General features: G+C 40.6%; 1 protein-coding gene. It reads left to right on the top strand.

All coding sequences use genetic code 11. The features are described from left to right. The first annotated feature begins 54 nt into the window (after positions 1-54). Positions 55-1,400 (top strand): IS3 family transposase gene (locus ACEE44_RS10305; RefSeq protein ID WP_449172163.1). Its coding sequence is split into 2 segments (ribosomal slippage): positions 55-496 and positions 496-1,400, totalling 1,347 coding nucleotides; the frame shifts between segments, so codons are not numbered across the junction. The last annotated feature ends 30 nt before the right edge of the window (positions 1,401-1,430 follow it).

Raw genomic sequence — 1,430 nt, 5'->3', positions numbered from 1 at the left:
TGAACTGCACCCCAAAAGTTAGACACAAAATCTAACGATTGGGGTGTTTTTCTTATGAAATTAAGTTATGAAGATAAACTAGAAATATATGAGCTGAGAAAGAGTGGTTGGTCGTGGGTCAACCTTAGCCAGATATACAAGGTCACTATTGCCAATCTCACCTACATGATAAATCTCATGGATCGATATGGCGTGGAAATCGTTAAAAAAGGTAAAAATAGGTATTATTCACCTGAACTAAAGCAAGAAATAATGGATAAGGTCTTGATTCATGGGTGTTCTCAACTCTCAGTTTCCCTTGATTATGCTCTTTCAAATCGAGGAATGCTTCCCAATTGGATAGCACAATACAAGAAAAACGGGTATACTATTCTTGAAAAACCAAGAGGGAGACCGAGCAAGATGGGACGTAAACGCAAGAAAACCTGGGAAGAGATGACGGAATTAGAGCGCCTTCAAGAGGAAAATGAACGTCTTCGAACTGAGGTGGCCTTCCTAAAAAAGTTGAGAGAACTTCGCTTGAGGGACGAAACACTCGTGCGCGAACAGCAGAAACAATTAGAGATATGGTCCAAGGAGGATTCCGACTAGACCTCCTACTTGCGACAGCTAAAATGCCTCGCTCAACTTACTATTATCAAGTCAAGCAACTGGATAAACCCGACAAGAACAAAGCAATTAAGGCTGAAATTCAAGCCATTTATGATTACCATAAAGGTAATTATGGCTATCGTCGGATTCATTTAGAATTACGAAATCGTGGTTTCATCATCAACCACAAGAAGGTGCAGCGCTTGATGAAAGAGTTGGGCTTGACCGCTCGTATTCGTCGTAAACGCAAGTATGCTTCTTACAAAGGTGAGGTTGGTAAGAAGGCTGATAATCTGATTAAACGTCAGTTTGAAGGCTCTAAGCCTTATGAAAAGTGTTATACCGATGTGACGGAGTTTGCTTTGCCGGAGGGTAAACTTTACTTATCACCTGTTCTTGATGGCTATAATAGTGAGATTATTGATTTTACCCTGTCTCGGTCACCTGACTTGAAACAGGTTCAAACCATGCTTGCGAAGGCTTTTCCAGCAGATTTATACAGTGGGACTATTCTTCACAGCGATCAAGGTTGGCAATACCAGCACCAATCTTACCATTACTTTTTGGAAACCAAAGGCATTCGTCCGTCCATGTCCCGCAAGGGAAATAGTCCAGATAATGGCATGATGGAATCCTTCTTTGGGATACTCAAATCAGAGATGTTCTATGGATTTGAGACATCTTACCAGTCGCTTGATGAGCTTGAGCAAGCCATTACAGACTATATTTTTTACTACAACAACAAACGCATCAAAGCAAAATTAAAAGGACTTAGTCCTGTCCAATACAGAACTAAATCCTTTCAATAATTATTTGTCCAACTTTTGGGGGTCAGTACA

Source organism: Streptococcus sp. 32226D021BW (assembly GCF_053545015.1).
This window is presented reverse-complemented; position numbering and strand designations above follow the sequence as displayed.